This window comes from Streptomyces sp. NPDC047022 (assembly GCF_040644155.1).
Classification (GTDB): Bacteria; Actinomycetota; Actinomycetes; order Streptomycetales; family Streptomycetaceae; genus Streptomyces.
Genome location: NZ_JBEYVV010000025.1, coordinates 24,117 through 41,015, shown reverse-complemented (window position 1 = coordinate 41,015; position 16,899 = coordinate 24,117). Strand labels below are relative to the sequence as shown.

The 16,899-nt window shown below is 68.9% G+C and carries 13 protein-coding genes, 1 pseudogene and 1 riboswitch; of the genes and pseudogenes, 6 read left to right on the top strand and 8 right to left on the bottom strand.

Translation table 11 applies throughout. The features are described 5' to 3' along the window. Positions 1-7: 7 nt before the first annotated feature. The 3 genes and pseudogenes from sdhA to ABZ845_RS23205 all read left to right on the top strand — a co-directional run bounded on the left by sdhA (position 8) and on the right by ABZ845_RS23205 (position 3,292). Positions 8-1,762, top strand: coding sequence for a succinate dehydrogenase flavoprotein subunit (gene sdhA / locus ABZ845_RS23215; RefSeq protein ID WP_360982651.1), 1,755 nt, complete (start codon positions 8-10; stop codon positions 1,760-1,762). Continuing rightward, positions 1,762-2,523 carry a succinate dehydrogenase iron-sulfur subunit gene (locus tag ABZ845_RS23210; protein ID WP_360982649.1) on the top strand — a complete coding sequence of 254 codons (762 nt, stop codon included), beginning with the start codon at positions 1,762-1,764 and terminating at the stop codon, positions 2,521-2,523. Before sdhA ends, ABZ845_RS23210 begins: the two co-directional genes overlap by 1 nt. A gap of 159 nt (positions 2,524-2,682) precedes the next feature. Further along, a pseudogene (locus tag ABZ845_RS23205) lies at positions 2,683-3,292 on the top strand (Uma2 family endonuclease). A 30-nt stretch (positions 3,293-3,322) separates the two neighbouring features. Here the strand turns inward: ABZ845_RS23205 and ABZ845_RS23200 are convergent. Continuing rightward, positions 3,323-4,879 (bottom strand): ABC transporter substrate-binding protein, encoded by a 1,557-nt coding sequence (locus tag ABZ845_RS23200; RefSeq protein WP_360982647.1) that lies wholly within the window; start codon positions 4,877-4,879, stop codon positions 3,323-3,325. Between the two features lie 238 nt (positions 4,880-5,117). Here ABZ845_RS23200 and ABZ845_RS23195 point away from each other — a divergent pair, with 238 nt between their 5' ends. Next, positions 5,118-5,360, top strand: coding sequence for a hypothetical protein (locus tag ABZ845_RS23195; RefSeq protein WP_360982645.1), 243 nt, complete (start codon positions 5,118-5,120; stop codon positions 5,358-5,360). A 62-nt stretch (positions 5,361-5,422) separates the two neighbouring features. Here the strand turns inward: ABZ845_RS23195 and ABZ845_RS23190 are convergent, their stop codons facing one another. Together ABZ845_RS23190 and ABZ845_RS23185 are read right to left on the bottom strand one after the other, a co-directional pair. Further along, positions 5,423-6,634 carry a CoA transferase gene (locus ABZ845_RS23190; RefSeq protein WP_360982643.1) on the bottom strand — a complete coding sequence of 404 codons (1,212 nt, stop codon included), beginning with the start codon at positions 6,632-6,634 and terminating at the stop codon, positions 5,423-5,425. A 5-nt stretch (positions 6,635-6,639) separates the two neighbouring features. Further along, positions 6,640-7,848 (bottom strand): acyl-CoA dehydrogenase family protein, encoded by a 1,209-nt coding sequence (locus tag ABZ845_RS23185; RefSeq protein ID WP_360982641.1) that lies wholly within the window; start codon positions 7,846-7,848, stop codon positions 6,640-6,642. A 668-nt stretch (positions 7,849-8,516) separates the two neighbouring features. Here ABZ845_RS23185 and ABZ845_RS23180 point away from each other — a divergent pair. After that, complete coding sequence (locus tag ABZ845_RS23180; protein ID WP_360982639.1) at positions 8,517-9,821, top strand: D-alanyl-D-alanine carboxypeptidase; 1,305 nt, start codon at positions 8,517-8,519, stop codon at positions 9,819-9,821. Here the strand turns inward: ABZ845_RS23180 and ABZ845_RS23175 are convergent. From ABZ845_RS23175 to ABZ845_RS23160, 4 genes are all read right to left on the bottom strand, one after another. Further along, positions 9,769-10,680, bottom strand: a complete 912-nt coding sequence (locus ABZ845_RS23175; RefSeq protein WP_360982637.1) for a YihY/virulence factor BrkB family protein — start codon at positions 10,678-10,680, stop codon at positions 9,769-9,771. The two genes, ABZ845_RS23180 and ABZ845_RS23175, sit on opposite strands and share 53 nt — an antisense overlap. 196 nt (positions 10,681-10,876) lie before the next feature. After that, complete coding sequence (locus ABZ845_RS23170; RefSeq protein ID WP_360982635.1) at positions 10,877-11,455, bottom strand: 2'-5' RNA ligase family protein; 579 nt, start codon at positions 11,453-11,455, stop codon at positions 10,877-10,879. Positions 11,456-11,637: 182 nt separating this feature from the next. Next, complete coding sequence (trpS, locus tag ABZ845_RS23165; RefSeq protein ID WP_360982634.1) at positions 11,638-12,654, bottom strand: tryptophan--tRNA ligase; 1,017 nt, start codon at positions 12,652-12,654, stop codon at positions 11,638-11,640. A gap of 208 nt (positions 12,655-12,862) precedes the next feature. Beyond that, positions 12,863-14,311 (bottom strand): glycine hydroxymethyltransferase, encoded by a 1,449-nt coding sequence (locus tag ABZ845_RS23160; protein ID WP_360982632.1) that lies wholly within the window; start codon positions 14,309-14,311, stop codon positions 12,863-12,865. A 32-nt stretch (positions 14,312-14,343) separates the two neighbouring features. Then, a riboswitch (ZMP/ZTP riboswitch) is annotated at positions 14,344-14,436 on the bottom strand. A gap of 237 nt (positions 14,437-14,673) precedes the next feature. On the opposite strand from ABZ845_RS23160, the gene ABZ845_RS23155 reads away from it, so the two are divergent. Next, positions 14,674-15,678, top strand: coding sequence for a hypothetical protein (locus ABZ845_RS23155; protein ID WP_360982630.1), 1,005 nt, complete (start codon positions 14,674-14,676; stop codon positions 15,676-15,678). Positions 15,679-15,712: 34 nt separating this feature from the next. Here the strand turns inward: ABZ845_RS23155 and ABZ845_RS23150 are convergent, their stop codons facing one another. Then, positions 15,713-16,894 (bottom strand): glutathionylspermidine synthase family protein, encoded by a 1,182-nt coding sequence (locus ABZ845_RS23150; RefSeq protein ID WP_360982628.1) that lies wholly within the window; start codon positions 16,892-16,894, stop codon positions 15,713-15,715. Between the last annotated feature and the right edge of the window lie 5 nt (positions 16,895-16,899).

Below are 16,899 nucleotides of genomic sequence, written 5' to 3'. Positions count from 1 at the left end.
GAGAATCATGAAGATCCACAAGTACGACACCGTCATCGTCGGCGCCGGCGGCGCCGGCATGCGCGCCGCGATCGAGGCGACCAAGCGCAGCCGCACCGCCGTGCTGACGAAGCTCTACCCGACCCGCTCCCACACGGGCGCCGCGCAGGGCGGCATGGCCGCCGCGCTCGCCAACGTGGAGGAGGACAACTGGGAGTGGCACACCTTCGACACGGTCAAGGGCGGTGACTACCTGGTCGACCAGGACGCCGCCGAGATCCTGGCGAAGGAGGCCATCGACTCGGTCCTCGACCTGGAGAAGATGGGCCTGCCGTTCAACCGGACGCCCGAGGGCCGGATCGACCAGCGCCGCTTCGGCGGCCACTCCCGCAACCACGGCGAGGCCCCGGTCCGCCGCTCCTGCTACGCGGCCGACCGCACCGGCCACATGATCCTCCAGACGCTGTACCAGAACTGCGTCAAGGAGGGCGTGGAGTTCTTCAACGAGTTCTACGTCCTGGACCAGCTGATCACCGAGGTCGACGGCGTCACGAAGTCGGCCGGCGTGGTGGCGTACGAGCTGGCGACCGGCGAGATCCACGTCTTCCAGGCGAAGGCCGTGATCTACGCGTCCGGCGGCTGCGGCAAGTTCTTCAAGGTGACGTCGAACGCGCACACCCTGACGGGTGACGGCCAGGCGGCGGTGTACCGCCGTGGCCTGCCGCTGGAGGACATGGAGTTCTTCCAGTTCCACCCGACCGGCATCTGGCGCATGGGCATCCTCCTGACCGAGGGTGCGCGCGGTGAAGGCGGCATTCTCCGCAACAAGGACGGCGAGCGCTTCATGGAGAAGTACGCGCCGGTGATGAAGGACTTGGCGTCGCGTGACGTCGTGTCCCGCTCCATCTACACGGAGATCCGCGAGGGCCGCGGCTGCGGCCCCGAGGGTGACCACGTCTACCTGGACCTCACCCACCTGCCGCCGGAGCAGCTGGACGCCAAGCTGCCCGACATCACCGAGTTCGCCCGCACCTACCTGGGCATCGAGCCGTACACGGACCCGATCCCGATCCAGCCGACCGCGCACTACGCGATGGGCGGCATCCCGACGAACGTCGAGGGCGAGGTCCTGTCGGACAACACCACGGTGGTCCCGGGCCTGTACGCGGCCGGCGAGGTCGCCTGCGTGTCCGTCCACGGCGCCAACCGTCTGGGCACCAACTCCCTGCTGGACATCAACGTCTTCGGGCGCCGTGCGGGCATCGCCGCGGCGGAGTACTCGCAGACGGCGCAGTACGTCGAGCTGCCGGAGAACCCTGCGGAGCTCGTGATCGGCCAGATCGAGAGCCTGCGGGCCTCGACGGGCACCGAGCGCGTGGCGGAGCTGCGGCGCGAGCTGCAGGAGACCATGGACGCGAACGTCATGGTGTTCCGCACCGAGCAGACGATCAAGACGGCCGTCGAGAAGATCGCCGAGCTCAGGGAGCGCTACAAGAACGTGGCGATCCAGGACAAGGGCAGGCGGTACAACACGGACCTGCTGGAGGCCGTCGAGCTCGGCAACCTGCTGGACCTGGCCGAGGTCATGGCGGTCTCGGCGCTGGCCCGCAAGGAGTCCCGCGGCGGTCACTACCGCGAGGACTACCCGAACCGCGACGACGTCAACTTCATGCGCCACACCATGGCGTACCGCGAGGTGGGCGACGACGGTACCGAGTCCATCCGGCTCGACTACAAGCCCGTCGTCCAGACCCGCTACCAGCCGATGGAGCGTAAGTACTGATGGCAACGCCCGTTATGGACAAGGTGGAGGCGGACGCGAAGGCCTCTCCCTACATCACGGTCACCTTCCGGATCCGCCGGTTCAACCCGGAGGTCTCGGCGGAGGCGACCTGGGAAGATTTCCAGCTGGAGATCGACCCCAAGGAGCGCGTCCTCGACGGTCTGCACAAGATCAAGTGGGACATCGACGGCACGCTGACGTTCCGCCGCTCCTGCGCGCACGGCATCTGCGGCTCGGACGCCATGCGGATCAACGGCAAGAACCGTCTGGCCTGCAAGACGCTGATCAAGGACATCAACCCCGAGAAGCCGATCACGGTCGAGCCCATCAAGGGCCTCACGGTCCTCAAGGACCTCGTCGTGGACATGGAGCCGTTCTTCCAGGCGTACCGGGACGTGATGCCCTTCCTGATCACGAAGGGCACCAACGAGCCGACGCGCGAGCGTCTGCAGTCGGCGGAGGACCGCGAGCGCTTCGACGACACCACGAAGTGCATCCTGTGCGCCGCCTGCACGTCGTCGTGCCCGGTGTTCTGGAACGACGGCCAGTACTTCGGCCCGGCGGCCATCGTCAACGCGCACCGCTTCATCTTCGACTCGCGTGACGAGGCCGGCGAGCAGCGTCTGGAGATCCTGAACGACAAGGACGGCGTGTGGCGCTGCCGCACGACGTTCAACTGCACGGACGCCTGCCCGCGTGGCATCGAGGTCACGAAGGCGATCCAGGAGGTGAAGCGGGCGCTGATCACGCGCCGCTTCTGAGGTACGTCTTCCTGTTCGACGGCTGAGGGCCCCCGTTTCCACTGAAACGGGGGCCCTCAGCCGTGCGCGCCACGATCGGGTGAAGCATCGTGATCGGGACGAATCCGGGGTCCCCCGCCTACGATGATGCTCTCGACACCAGCGCCCAGGAGGCACCCGATGTCAGCAGCAGCTGTCGAGCGGCCTCATGACGATTCACTGATCGATGAGGTCGAACCGGATCATGGACCGCCTCCCGGGCTACCGAGTCGAGATCATCGGAGGCCTGATCCTGTTGTCTCCGCCACGGGACGGCGCCCACGCTCGCGCGCTGACCACGCTCATGCGCCCGTTCATCACGGCAGGTCTCGACGACGGCGAGACGGCGGTGCTCCAAGGAATCGGCCTGTGGCTCCGCTCCGGCGAGGACTGCTCCATCCCCGACCTGGCCGTCATCGATGCCGACTTCGAGGAACACCTCGTCGAGAACAACTGCTACGACCCCCTGGCCTTCCGCCTCGTGCTGGAGGTGACCTCCAGCAATCACCAGAATGATCTGCGCGCCAAGGTCGCCGCATACGCCCACGCCGGGGTCCCGGTGTACGTCATCGTCAACAGACAGCACCAGAGCGTCCACATCCTCACCGACCCGCGAGACGGCGACTACACCACCCACCGCGTCCATGCCCCCGGCGAACTGGCCACCCTCCCCGACTCCCTCGGCGCCAAGGTCACCCTGGATGTCGCGGAGATCCTCGACGCTGGACGGCGAAGGCAGCAGCCCGTCTAGGCACTCCCTCCGCCACCCCCTGCCGAACCGTCAGATCCAGCTCAGCCGCCACAGCCGGAAGACGCCGGTGCCGTCCGACAGATACTGTCCGCCGCCGATGTCCTCGCTGGTGACCACGTACTCTTTGCGCTGCCACAGGGGAATCACCGGAGCGTCGCGGGCCACTTTCTCCTGGATCTGCTGGAAGTCGGCGGAGGTCCGGCTGCGGTCCGAGTACCGCTGGCTGTCCAGGATCAGATTGTCGACGTCCTTGTTGCTGTAGCCGTTCTTCATGCTGTTGCCGGTGCCGATGAGCGGGGCGCCGAAGGTGTCGGGGTCGGGGAAGTCGGCGACCCAGCCGATGGCGAACGCGTCGAGCTTGCCGCTCGCGTACACCTTCTGGAAGGTGGTCCACTCGTACCCCTTGAGGTCCACCTTGAACAATCCGCCCGCTTCGAGCTGCCGCTTCAGCTCGGTGGCCTCGTCGGTGGCGACACCGGTGCTCTTGGCGTAGCCGTAGGTGAGGTGGACGGGCAGCTGTACTCCCGCTTCGGTGAGCAGGGCGCGGGCCTTGCTCGTACTGGGCTTGGGGTACGCGTCGAAGAACGAGGTGGTGTGCCCGGTGATGCCCGCCGGGATGAGCGAATACAGCGGGTCGGTGGTGTTGTCGTACACCTTGTCGACCAGTTCCTCGCGGTTGACCAGCGTGGCGGCGGCCTGACGGACGTGAAGGTCGTGGAACGGCGAGCCTGCGTTGGTGTTCAGGACCAGATTGCGGATCTCCGCGCTGTCCGCCTCGCTGACCCGCTGATTCGGGTCGCTCGGTGAGAGACCGGCCAGCATCGAGGGCGGCAGCTGCTGCGTGGCGACGTCGACGTCCTTCGCCTTCCACGCCTTCTCCAGGGCGGCGGAGTCGGCGTAGTAGCGCATCACGACGGGACGGCCGGTGTTCTTGACATCGCCCCGGTAGTGCGGGTTCGGCGCGAGGTCGGCCTCCTTGTTCTTCGTGTACGCCGTCAGGGTGTACGGCCCGCTCCCGTCGACCGCGTTGTCGGTCCGCAACGCGTTGGCCGGGTACTTGGTGCGGTCGACGATCGAACCGGCGCCGGTGGCCACCCTGAACGGGAACGTGGCATCGGGCGAGACCAGATGGAAGGTGACGACGAGCCCGCTCGCGTCCACCGAACGCAGGGTCTCCAGCACGGACGCCGGGCCCACGAGCGAGTTGATGCGCTTGACCCGGTCGAAGGAGTACTTGACGTCCTCCGCGGTCACGGCGCGCCCGCTCGGGAACGTCAGGTCCTTGCGGAGGGTGCAGCGGTACGTCTTCAGGTCCGTGCCCACGAACTGACAGCTGCCGGCGGCGTCCGGGACGGGTTCGACCCCGTCCGATTCGAAGGTCATCAGCGACTGGAAGACGCTGCTGTACAACGCCCAGGACGCCGCGTCGTAGGCTCCCGCCGGATCGAGTGATGTCACGGCGTCCGACGTGCCGACCGTGATGGTCTTGTTGGTGTTCTCCTTGGCCGGCAGCAGTTGCCACCCGCCGACTCCCGCAGCCGCAAGTACCAGCACGATCGCGAGAATCCGCATGCGAGCCGATCGCATCGGCGCCCCTCCCCAGGCCCTCAGCGCACGCCACTCCCCAGTGGCGTAGATCACCTAATCACAGGAGTTTCATCCGGGGGAAGAGGGATTTGTTGAGATGAGAAAGAACTTACCGTGACGCATTTTTCCCCTGTTTTCCGGCGTTCGCGGACTGCCGGGACCCGCCCCCAGCCGTCGCCCGCGCCGGTGCGGGTCACATACTGGCAGGGCACCAACCTCTCCGCCCGAAGGACGATTCATGAAGCTCACTCGACCCGTCTCCTGGTTCCTCGCGGCGTTCGGCGTGTGGTCATGGGTGATCTGGGTCACCTTCACCAAGAACCTCTTCGCGGACGCGAGCGGGCTCGCTTTCGACCACGGCAAGCCCACGGCCTACCTCTGGGTTCACCTGACGCTGGCGGTCGTCTCCTTCGCCCTGGGAACCGTCATCGGTGTCATCGGCCTCCGCGGGATCCGCGCGTCACGCCGCGAGAGCGACTGAGCGCTCCGCTGGAATCGCTTCGCCGGTCCCGCTCAGGTCCTTTCGTCCGGCTCAGGAAAGGCTCATCGTGGGGGGATCGCTCCCTGGGCGGACAGCTCGGCGATCTCGGCGGGGCCGAATCCGAGCTCGGCGAGGATCTCGTCGTTGTGCTCGCCCAGGTCCGGGGCCCGCCTGGCCGGGACCTTCTCGACGCCGCGCACGTTGACCGGGGCATTGATGGTGTACTCCATCCCGCTGACCCCCTCCATCGGTACGACGATGTCGTTCGCGCGCAGCTGCGGGTCCCGTGCGGCCTCCTCCGGACTCTGGATGAGACTGAACGTGACACGTTCCCGGGTCAGGGCGTCCTTCCAGTAGGCGAAGGGCTGTGAGCGGAATCCGGCGTCGAGCAGCCCGGTCAGCGCGACGGAGTTCTCGGCGAAGCCCTCGATGCCGGCGAACCGGGGATCCTCGAGCAGCTCGGGATGGCCGATGACCCGGGTCAGTCCCGGCCAGTGCGAAGACGAGGCGGCCAGCATGAACCACTTGCCGTCCGCGGTCCGGTAGGAGTTGCTCAGAGGGTTCGCCGGCGCCGTGCGGTCGTGCAGCTGGAACGGCGTGCCGCCCGCGAGCGCTCCGGCCACGAGCGTTCCCGTGGCCCAGATGCCCGCGGCGAGCAGCGACGTCCCGACGCTGGCCCCTTCCCCGGTCCGCTCGCGCCGGTACAGGGCGGTCACGATCGCGGCGTAGATCGCGATCGCCGACATGTAGTCCCCGCTGCCCCAGACGGGCACTGTCGGCGGGGCTCCCGCGTCCCTGGTGGAAGCCAGCAGCCCGCTGCGCGACCAGGCGGCGGTCACGTCGAAGCCCGGCTGCCCGGCGTCGGGACCGGCGTCCCCGTAGCCGGTGATGTCGGCGTAGACGACGGACGGGTTCCAGCCCGCGACCTCGTCGTAGCCGAGGTGCAGCCGCTCGCGCGTTCCGTGCGGGAAGTTGGTGATCACCACGTCGGCCCACTGGACGAGCCGCTTGAGTACTTCGGTGGCCGCCGGGGACTTCAGGTTGATCGCCATGCCGCGCTTGTTGCGGTTGGTGAGGTGCCAGCCGTAGTTGGCGTCGGCCCGGGGGCTGGGCGGCACAGAGCTCAGCATCCGCTGGGGGTCGCCCCGTCCCGGAGGCTCGATCTTGATGACGTCCGCTCCGAAGTCGGACAGCACGGTGGCCGCGGCCGGTGCCGCGATGAAGCTCGACGCGTCGAGCACCTTCAGGCCGGTGAAGACGGATTCGGCGGCCATGCCCGTCACCTCACGAAAGCGCTCAGGCCGCCGGTCACGGCTCGTCCGACGATGAGGGCCTGGATCTCCCGCGTGCCCTCGTACGAGTAGATGGCCTCCGCGTCGGCGACGAAGCGGCCGATCTTGTAGTCGAGGACGATCCCGTTGCCGGCCATCAGCTCCCTCGCCCAGCCCACGCTCTCGCGCATCCGCACCGTGCACTGGGCCTTCGCGAGCGCGGACTGCTCGTCCCGGTAGACCGAGGCGTCCTGCAGCTGGGCCAGGCGCGTCACCATTCCGCACGAGGCAGTGGCGTTGCCGAGCATCTTCACCAGCAGGTCCTGCACGAGCTGGAAGCCCGCGATCGGACGTCCGAACTGCTCGCGCTCCTTGGCGTACTGCAGGGCGATCTCGTAGGCGGCGAACATCACTCCCACCGCCTCCCACGCCACCCCGCTGCGCGTCTGGCGCAGGATCGTGGCGGTGTCCTTGAACGAGTTCGCGTTCTGCAGCCGGTTGGCCTCCGGAACGCGGCAGCCGTCCAGCACGATGTCGGCGTTCTGCACGATCCGCAGCGCCATCTTGTTCTCGATCTTCGTCGCGGTGAACCCGGGTGTGTCCTTCTCCACGACGAATCCCAGAACATGGTGCGTCTCGGCATCGCGGGCCCAGATGACGACCAGGTCGGCGAAGGTCGCGTTGCCGATCCACCGCTTGGCTCCGTCGAGGATCCATCCATCGCCGTCGCGGCGCGCGGTGGTCAGCAGGCCGCCGGCCACGTCGGAGCCGCCGTGCGGCTCGGTCAGTCCGAAGGCACCGATCTTCTCGAAGCGGCTCATCGCCGGCAGCCACCGCCGCTTCTGCTCCTCGGAGCCGCAGGCGAGGACGGTGCCCATCGCCAGCCCCGTGTGCACGCCGAAGAACGTCGCCAAGGAGGCGTCGAAGTGCGCGAGCTCCAGCGCGATGAAGCCCGAGAAGAGGTTGCTCGGCCTGGATTCCGCGGAGTCGGGGTCGGCCCAGGCCGTCAGGCCCAGGTCCCGGAAGCCCTCGACCAGCTGGAAGGGGAACTCGGCCCGGGCCCAGTAGTCGTCGACGATCGGTGCGGCCTGCGTGTGGAGAAACTCACGGACGGCCTCGATCTTCTCCCGCTCGCGTTCCGACAGCAGATCCTCGTAGGCGTAGAAGTCCGAGGGGAGCAACCCCTTGTCCAGATAGGGACCGGATGGAGTCGGCAAGGTGGTGATCCCGCTCAATGCGCTCTCCCTCGAGACTGTGTGCAGGGCCAGGAGATCCGTGCCGGCCGGCCCGCTCCTGCGCGGCGGCTCGGTTCGCCGGCACGATTCAACGCCGATCCGGGCCGGTTTCCCGGATCCGCGCCGCGAGGGGTGGCCGTTGTCACCCTCAATCACCCCAGTGGCTCGTCGCAGTCCGGTACGGCAAGGGCCGGTACGAGAGAGCGGGAGTGAACTCGCAGAGACGACAGTGGCGTTGGCGCCGCACGATGCCGGGGTCGCAAGCCGACCGCTCACGGTGCTGTTGTTCCTGATCGGCCCGCGCCGCCATGAGTTCTTCGAAGCCGGGCGCACGACCTCGGATCCGAACCGGGCTTTTCGTCGTCTTCAGACCTGTGCGCAACCACGCAATCCCGGCTGCCCGCCGGTCACTCCCGGTAGCCGACCGTGCCGGTGCCATTGGTGCAGTGATCAAGTTGTACGTCCTCAGCAGCGCAGAGAAAGGGATCCGGATGACCCAGCTCCACGACCCGGAGCCGAGAAGGAACCAGCAGACCGGGCGGCTGGGCCTCATGGATCCCGTATCGCGGCCGTCCGCCGGACGCCCCGCGCGGAGTACGGGGCCGGGGCCGGACGAAACGCCCCGGCACGCGCCCGGTACCTTCGCGTCCGTGTCCGCCTCGAAGACCCCGAAGACCTTGAGAGCCGCGAAGACCTTGCGAACCTGGAAGAAGCCCGCCGGGAGCCGCCTGGCGCTGGCGTCCGCCGCAGCCGTGTCCCTCTCGCTCGCCACCACGCCCGCCATCGCCCTCGCGGGCACGCGGAGCCCGGATGTGTCGCCTCCGGCCATGATGTCGACCGTCGGCGGTGTGCAGCTGGGCAGGCCCGGCACCCAGGCGAACCTCGGCAGTGGTGCCCCCGTGCTCCCCAAGGACGTCACCGCGCGCTCCTGGATCGTCGCCGACGCCGAGTCCGGCGACGTCCTGGCGGCCCACAACGCGCACTGGCGGCTGCCCCCCGCGAGCACGCTGAAGATGCTGTTCGCCGACACCGTGCTGCCCAGGTTCCCGAAGACCGAGCAGCACAAGGTGGTCCCCTCCGACCTGGCCGACATGGGCGAGGGGTCCAGCCTGGTCGGGGTCAAGGAGAACGAGACCTACTCGGTCCACGACCTGTGGCTCGGCGTCTTCCTGCGCTCCGGCAACGACGCGGTGCATGTGCTGGCCGCGATGAACCACGGCGTCGGGCAGACCGTCAAGGACATGCAGGCCCACGCCGAGGAACTCCAGGCCCTCGACACGCACGTGGTCACCCCGGACGGCTACGACGAGACGGGGCAGGTCTCGTCCGCGTACGACCTGACCCTGTTCGCCCGCTCCGGGCTGCAGAAGAAGGACTTCCGGGAGTACTGCTCGACGGTCCGGGCGCAGTTCCCGGGCGCGACCACGGTCAAGAAGGGCAAGAAGTCCCGCGGGAGCTTCGAGATACAGAACACCGACAGGCTGCTGTCGGGCGACTACGACATCACCCCCTACCGGGGCATCGCCGGCGTCAAGAACGGCAACACCACCAACGCCGGAGCGACCTACACCGGGGTCGCCGAGCGCAATGGCAGGGTGCTGCTCGTCACCGTCATGAACCCGGAGAAGAAGGATCACAACGAGGTCTACCGGGAGGCCGCCCGGCTGCTCGACTGGGGCTTCTCCGCGGCCGGCAAGGTGAAGCCGGTGGGCGAGCTCGTCGCCCCCAGGAGCGCGCAGCCCGGTTCGGGGCCCGGGGCGAAGCCGTCCGGCGCGAGCGCGGGCAAGGGGTCCGCCGGGCAGACGGCCGCCTCGGCGGACAAGGACGGCTCCCGCGGCATCGGGGTGGCCCTCGGCATCACCGGCGGCGTGCTCGCGCTGCTCGCGGCGGGGGTGTTCCTGGTCAACCGCCGCTGGCCGCTGCCCGACCTGGTGCGCCGCCGGTCCCGTCCCTGACCCAGGGGTTCGTGCTGCCGCGCGTCGCCGTCCAGGCGGCGCAGTACAGCACGAGTTTCGCGGTGAAGTTGATCCACAGGAGCAGCGCCACGGGCACTCCGAAGGCGCCGTACATGCTCTTCGAGGCGACGCCCTGGATATAGCCGCTGAGCAGCAGCTTGAGCAGTTCGAAGCCCACGGCGCCGATCAGGGCGGCCATCAGCACCCGGTTCCGTGGGGGTTCGACCCCGGGCAGCAGGGTCAGGACGTACAGCAGGACCAGCAGGTCGGCGAGCACGGCGACGACGAAGGCGGCGATGCGCAGCAGGATGCTGCCCCAGCCGCCGCTGCTGAGGCCGATCTCCTTGGCGATCCAGTCGACCAGCGCGGAGGCGACGGCCGAGAGGGCGAAGGTGACCAGGATCGCGCCGCCGAGGCCGATCAGCACCACGGCGTCCTTGGCCTTGCGCAGGAAGGGGTTCTCGTCGCTGTCGGGCAGTACCCACACCGCGCGCAGACAGCCCCGCATCTGGGCGACCCAGCCGAGGCCGATGAGGAACAGCGTCACACCGGCGATGACGCCGACGGTGCCGGCGTTCTGGGCCAGGCCATGGATGTTGAGCTGGTCGGAGATGCCGGGGAACTGCTCGGCGACCTGGTGCTGCAGCTTGTCCTGCCGCGCCGGGCTGAGCGTCGCGGCAGCGATCGCGGCGGCGACGGTGAGCAGCGGGAAGAGCGCGATGAAGCTGACGAACGTCATCGCCGCCGCGAGCCGGGTCCACTTCACCTGGTCCAGGCGTTCGTACGAGCGCCAGGCGTGCGTGGTCATGAGACTCACGACCAGCGGACCGATGACGGGGAGTCTCTTCAGCCAATCCATGATCAGACTCTCCCCTCATCGCCCTCGTCCAGTCTCCGGATACCCCGCGAACGCGAGATAACGGCACGCTCGAACGCGTTCGCTTACTCACCCGTTCGATGAGGGACGGCGGGGGCGCGTGGGACCGGCGCGCGTGGGACCGGGGCGCCGGGAACCGCGCGAGAACCGGCTGACCGTCTGATCCAAAAGAGAGGCCCTAAGCCAGCGGCAGCGTCACGTCCGCCGGTGCACTGGCCTGCGGCGGCACCACGGCCCCTCCGAAGGCGAACTCCCGCAGCTTGCGCCAAATCCCGTCCGGCCCCTGCTCGTACAGCGCGAACCCCAGGCACGGCCACTCCGCGTCGTACCCGGCGAGCTCCTCGTACGCGCGGTCCATTCCCGCCTCGTCGATACCGTGCGCCACCGTGACATGCGGGTGGTAGGGGAAGAGCAGGTCCCGAGCGACCGGCCCGGAGGCGTCACGGACCTGCTTCTGCAGACGGGCGCACGCATCGGCGCCGGCGACGACCCGGACGTACACCACCGGCGACAGCGGCCGGAACGAGCCCGTCCCGGACAGCCGCATGGGGAAGGGCCTGCCGACCGCCGCGAGCTCGGCCAGATGCGCCTCGATCGCGGGCAGCTCACAGGCGTCGACCTCGGTCGGCGGCAGGAGGGTGACATGCGTGGGGATGCCGTGAGCCGCGGCGTCGCCGAAGCCCGCGCGCAGCTGCTGGAGCTCGCTGCCGTGAGGCTCCGGGACCGCGATCGACACACCGATCGTTACGGTCCCCACGTCGTCTCCTGTCGTCGTGTTGGTGTGCGTGCCCGGGGGTCGGAACGTGCTGCCGATCCGGTGCTCGGCGTCCGATTCGACTGTACGACCACGCCCCTGCCGCCGGGCAGGCGCAAGAGGAGTGGAGTGCGGCATTCCACAACGCGCCGGTTCCCCGCCGGAGGCGGAGCGGCCGGGGCGGGTCAGTGCTTGGCGGGCAGGAAGCCCACCCTGTCGTACGCCTGGGCGAGGGTCTCCGCGGCGACTGCGCGCGCCTTCTCGGCACCCTTGGCCAGGATCGAGTCGAGCGTCTCGGAGTCGTCCAGATACTGCTGGGTGCGCTCCCTGAACGGCGTCACGAAGTCGACCATGACCTCGGCGAGGTCCGTCTTGAGCGCCCCGTAGCCCTTGCCCGCGTACTTCTCCTCCAGCTCCGGGACACCGGTCCCGGTGAGCGTCGAGTAGATGGTCAGCAGATTGCTGACGCCCGGCTTCAGCTCCGTGTCGTACCGGACGACGGTGTCGGTGTCCGTGACGGCGCTCTTGACCTTCTTGGCGGTCGACTTCGGCTCGTCGAGCAGGTTGATCAGGCCCTTCGGCGTGGACGCCGACTTGCTCATCTTGATCGACGGGTCCTGAAGGTCGTAGATCTTCGCCGTTTCCTTGAGGATGTACGGCCGCGGGACGGTGAACGTGTCGCCGAAGCGGCCGTTGAAGCGCTCGGCGAGGTCCCGGGTGAGCTCGATGTGCTGCCGCTGGTCCTCACCGACCGGGACCTCGTTGGCCTGGTAGAGCAGGATGTCGGCGACTTGGAGGACCGGGTAGGTGAACAGGCCGACGCTCGCGCGGTCGGCGCCCTGCTTGGCGGCCTTGTCCTTGAACTGGGTCATCCGGCTGGCCTCGCCGAAGCCGGTGAGGCAGTTCATGACCCAGCCGAGCTGGGCGTGCTCGGGGACATGGCTCTGCACGAACAGCGTGCACCGCTCCGGGTCCAGCCCGGCCGCGAGGAGCTGGGCCGCCGCCAGACGCGTGTTCTCGCGCAGCTCCTTCGGGTCCTGGGGGACGGTGATCGCGTGCAGGTCGACGACCATGTAGAACGCGTCATGGCTGTCCTGCAGGGCCACCCACTGGCGCACGGCGCCGAGGTAGTTGCCGAGGTGGAACGAGCCTGCCGTGGGCTGGATCCCGGAGAGCACGCGGAGCGGGCGGTCTGAAGCCATGTTCACCATTCTCTCAGGTCCGGGAGGCTTCCCCGGAACCGGAGGGCAACAGGTACGACCCGAAGCGTCACCGAGGGTGTAACGAACCGCATGACAACGCGGGGCGCAGGAGTCCGGCCCGCGGGCGATGCCGGCGGAACACGCTCCGGCACGCCGCCGAGCGGCGGTCTCCTCGGTGGGGTTCACCATCGAGGAGACCGCCACCGCGTCAGCCGAGGTCGATCTCCGGGTACAGCGGGAACGGGGTCAGCAGGTCGCTCGCGCGGTGGGCGATCTCGTCCGCGATCTTCGGGTCCAGGACGTGCTGTGCCTTGGACGGGGTGCCCTTGCCGGTCGTGCCGGGGACGGCAGTGGTGAGGACGCGGTCGATCAGGCCCGCGATTTCGTCCATCTCCTCCGTGCCGAGCCCCCGGGTGGTGAGCGCGGGCGTGCCGATGCGGATGCCGGAGGTGTACCAGGCGCCGTTCGGGTCGGCCGGGATGGCGTTGCGGTTGGTGACGATGCCCGACTCCAGCAGGGCCGCCTCGGCCTGGCGGCCGGTGAGACCGTAGGAGGAGGCCACGTCGATCAGGTTCAGGTGGTTGTCCGTGCCGCCCGTGACCAGGGTCGCGCCCCTGCGCATCAGGCCTTCCGCGAGCGCGCGGGAGTTGTCCACGATCCGCTGGGCGTAGTCGCGGAAGGAGTCCTGCCGGGCCTCCGCCAGGGCCACCGCCTTCGCGGCCATCACATGCGGCAGCGGGCCGCCCAGCACCATCGGGCAGCCGCGGTCGACCTGGTCCTTGAGCGAGTCGTCGCACAGGACCATGCCGCCGCGCGGGCCCCGCAGGGACTTGTGGGTCGTGGTCGTGACGATCTGGGCGTGCGGGACCGGGTCGAAGTCACCGGTGAGCACCTTGCCCGCGACCAGACCCGCGAAGTGCGCCATGTCGACCATGAGCGTCGCGCCGACCTCGTCGGCGATCTCCCGCATGATCCGGAAGTTCACCAGGCGGGGGTAGGCGGAGTAGCCGGCCACGATGATCAGCGGCTTGAACTCGCGGGCCGAGGCGCGCAGGGCGTCGTAGTCGATCAGGCCGGTGGCCGGGTCGGTGCCATAGGAGCGCTGGTCGAACATCTTGCCGGAGATGTTCGGGCGGAACCCGTGGGTGAGGTGGCCGCCCGCGTCCAGGGACATGCCGAGCATGCGCTGGTTGCCGAAGGCGTGGCGCAGTTCGGCCCAGTCCGCCTCGGAGAGGTCGTTGACCTGGCGCACGCCCGCCTTCTCCAGCGCGGGGGCCTCCACGCGCTGGGCGAGCACGGCCCAGAAAGCGACGAGGTTGGCGTCGATGCCGGAGTGCGGCTGGACGTAGGCGTGGCGCGCGCCGAACAGTTCCCTGGCGTGCTCGGCGGCCAGGGACTCGACGGTGTCGACGTTGCGGCAGCCGGCGTAGAAGCGGCGGCCGATGGTGCCCTCGGCGTACTTGTCGCTGAACCAGTTGCCCATGGCGAGCAGGGTGGCGGGGGAGGCGTAGTTCTCGGACGCGATCAGCTTGAGCATCTCGCGCTGGTCGGCGACCTCCTGGCCGATCGCGTCGGCCACGCGCGGCTCGACGGCGCGGATCACGTCGAGGGCGGCGCGGAAGGCGGTGGACTCGGTGGAGAGAGGCTGCTCGGGCATGGGGACCTCCGGACGGCGTGCGTTCAGTGTTCTCGGTCGGCCCAGGCGCACGGCACACGATCGCTCGGCTCAGGCCGCTCCCCGATGGTCGGTCCCATCCCAGCGCGCCAGTCACGGCCCACCGATCACCCTACCGGCCACGCGGGCGGCTTGATCTCCCGTCCGCGATGCGGGCGTCGGGTGAGTCGAGCGGTGGGCCCCCCGGGGTACTCCGATGAATCTTCAGGCTGCCCCCGCGCAACTCGCGGCAGTGAACTCCATATGATCGTTCGTGTTGTTCACCGATCGGCCAACAGAGGGGGAGACGGCTGGTCATGGACGGCGAGGGCGCCCACTGAGCCCATGGTTCGACTGGAGAGACGATGATCAAGCGAGTGGGCTTCCACCGGGAACTCGGTGGGCATAACGCCCCGTGGGCCTCCTGCCCTTCACTCCGCGACGCGGTCAGGGGTACCGGTGAACGGGACGAGGACCAGATCGTCGCCTATCTGGAATCGTCCACCGAGATCTACTCCACCATGGGCGCCGAACGGGACGTCATCACCGGCGACGCCTGGATTCCCGGCGCCGGATCGCTGGTCACGGACGGGACTTGGTTGTGGCCCGTCGAACTGGCGCACTACGTGCGCAACCATCACGTCGCTCTCCCCGGCGGCTTCGTCGAACACATCCGCGCAGGCGGCTACGTCAGTCCCGCGGTGTCCCCCGGGCAGGTCCGTGGAATCCTCGGGGAGCAGATGGGCTGGGGCACCCCGGACGGCGCCGCCTCACCACGTTCCGTCCCGAGACCGTTCTTCACGTGGTACCTGCCCGCGCCGACCGGCACGTCGAGCCGGGCGCTTCTCGCGCGGCTCGAAGCGGCGGGCCTGTCTGCCGCGCATCCGCTCACGGGCGCTCTGATCGGTTTCCAAGAGACCGCGGAGAGCAGGAGGACGCCCCTCGTAGGCGGTCCCGACGTGCTGGCCGCGTCCCTGGCCGACGGTCGGTACCGCGACGTCGAGATCCATTGCTGGATGGGCCCCGACCAGTGCCTCGCGGCACAGGTACGGCGCATCGGCCCGACCGTCCAGAGGTTCACCTTCCAGATCGCCGATGTGCCGGAGGCCGACCGGGGGCAGGCCGTCGCCGCTCTGGTACGAACGCTCGACCAGGACGCGGCGCATTGCCTCGGATTCGTCATCGACCGCTCGGGAGCCTCCGAAGGACAGGACTGGGACGGCATCCTCACCGGTTCCGGCGGGCGACTGGCCGTCTGGCCGGACATCGTCGGGATCCAGCGGGACCGCCTGCCCAGCCATCCGGAGCTCGCCGCCGCGAAGCCCACGGAGTACGGCGGGCTCGCGGTGTTCCACCGGCGTGAGCGGTGACAACCGCGGCTCTGATATCTCGTCGCGGCTCCGTCTAAAGGATCACGTGGGGTACGAACCGCGCGTACTCGTCCGTCACCAGGCCCGACGACTCACGGATGCCGAGGCCCGCCGACTCGTTCTCGACCACCCAGGCGCCGAGGACCACGTGGTTGTCGTCGAAGGACGGCAGCGGGGCCAGTTGCTGGTAGCAGACGGGTTCGTCGGGGTCGGCCGTCGTGCCCGGACTGTGGATCGTCACGCCCTCGCCCTCGCGGCCGAGCAGGGGCTTGGTGACGTAGCCCGTGGTGCGGGCCAGTTCGTGGGGGCCGTCGAGGTAGGCGGGGAGCAGGTTCGGGTGGTCCGGGTACAGCTCCCACAGGATCGCCAGGAGCGCCTTGTTGCTGAGCAGCATCTTCCAGGCGGGCTCGATCCACAGGGTGCTGCCCGTGCCGCCGCCGTTGTCGAGGGTGGCCAGGACGTGCGGGCCGAAGTCGTCCGTGGTGAGCCACTCCCACGGGTAGAGCTTGAAGCAGCTGCGGATGAAGCGGAGCCGGTTGTCCACGAACCGGCCCGACAACGGGTCCCAGCCGATCTCCTCCATGGAGATCCAGTCGGTGTCGATCCCCGCCTGTTCGGCGGTCTCCTTGAGATACGCGACCGTCATCAGGTCCTCGCCCAGCTCGTCGTCGGACGAGTGCGCGAAGTGGAGCGGGCTGCCGGGCGGGAGGAGGGCGGCCTGCTTCTTCCAGGCGGCGACCAGGCGTTCGTGCAGGGAGTTCCACTGGTCGGCGCCCGGGAAACGGTCCTGCATCCAGAACCACTGCGGGCTGGCGGCCTCGACCAGTGACGTGGGCGTGTCGGCGTTGTACTCCAGCAGCTTCGCGGGGCCCGTTCCGTCGTAGCGCAGGTCGAAACGGCCGTAGACGGAGGGGAGTTCGGCGCGGCGGTGCCATGCCTCCGCGCCCGCCCGGGCTACGCGCGGGTCCCTGATGCCGAGGTCCGCGAAACGGTTCGCGGCAACGATGTGTCCGGCCGCGGCCAGGCACATGCCGTGCAGTTCCTCGACGGTCTCCTCCAGGGCCTCCACCTCGGGGAGCGAGAAGACGTAGTAGGCGCTCTCGTCCCAGTAGGGGCGCAGCGAGTCGTCCGGGTGGCGGGTGAGCGGGTAGATGAGGCCCTGTGCCTCGACCGTCTGCTGCCAGCCGGGGCGAGGCTCGATGGTGCGGCGTTCCACGAGTG

What these genes read in the sequence shown, in the direction of transcription:
- sdhA (WP_360982651.1), top strand. Translation starts at nt 8, where the DNA reads ATGAAGATCCACAAGTACGACACCGTCATCGTCGGCGCCGGCGGCGCC.
- ABZ845_RS23210 (WP_360982649.1), top strand. Translation starts at nt 1,762, where the DNA reads ATGGCAACGCCCGTTATGGACAAGGTGGAGGCGGACGCGAAGGCCTCT.
- ABZ845_RS23200 (WP_360982647.1), bottom strand. Translation starts at nt 4,879, where the DNA reads ATGCGATCGGCTCGCATGCGGATTCTCGCGATCGTGCTGGTACTTGCG.
- ABZ845_RS23195 (WP_360982645.1), top strand. Translation starts at nt 5,118, where the DNA reads ATGAAGCTCACTCGACCCGTCTCCTGGTTCCTCGCGGCGTTCGGCGTG.
- ABZ845_RS23190 (WP_360982643.1), bottom strand. Translation starts at nt 6,634, where the DNA reads ATGGCCGCCGAATCCGTCTTCACCGGCCTGAAGGTGCTCGACGCGTCG.
- ABZ845_RS23175 (WP_360982637.1), bottom strand. Translation starts at nt 10,680, where the DNA reads ATGGATTGGCTGAAGAGACTCCCCGTCATCGGTCCGCTGGTCGTGAGT.
- trpS (WP_360982634.1), bottom strand. Translation starts at nt 12,654, where the DNA reads ATGGCTTCAGACCGCCCGCTCCGCGTGCTCTCCGGGATCCAGCCCACG.
- ABZ845_RS23160 (WP_360982632.1), bottom strand. Translation starts at nt 14,311, where the DNA reads ATGCCCGAGCAGCCTCTCTCCACCGAGTCCACCGCCTTCCGCGCCGCC.
- ABZ845_RS23155 (WP_360982630.1), top strand. Translation starts at nt 14,674, where the DNA reads ATGATCAAGCGAGTGGGCTTCCACCGGGAACTCGGTGGGCATAACGCC.